The organism is Pseudomonas cichorii (assembly GCF_015471405.1).
Lineage (GTDB): Bacteria > Pseudomonadota > Gammaproteobacteria > Pseudomonadales > Pseudomonadaceae > Aquipseudomonas > Aquipseudomonas serbiensis.
On sequence record NZ_BLVZ01000057.1, the window covers coordinates 1 to 299 of the forward strand.

The 299-nt window shown below is 60.2% G+C and carries 1 protein-coding gene; it reads left to right on the top strand.

The genetic code is table 11. The features are described 5' to 3' along the window. On the top strand, positions 1-299 hold a 299-nt coding region (locus JL015_RS27620), incomplete at both ends, for a hypothetical protein (RefSeq protein ID WP_236250289.1).

Genomic DNA, 299 nt, shown 5'->3' on the forward strand with positions numbered 1-299 from the left:
CTGAAACTGACCGTCGACAACACCCTGAGCAACGTCAAAGGCACCGTGATTGCCGATGGCGATCTTGACGTCAGTGCTACGACCGCCAACAACACCCAAGGCCAGATTTCCAGCAAACAAGCCCTCACCGCCGTGATCGGCAACCTGCAACAGCAGGGCGGACAACTCTTTGCCCTGGGCACCCTGAACCTGACCGGCGACACCCTGAACAACGGCCTCAATGGCTTTGTCGGGGCCGGAGAGGCCCTGACCCTCACCGTCGATGACGTCGACAACCAGGGCGGCGAAATTTCCAGCCA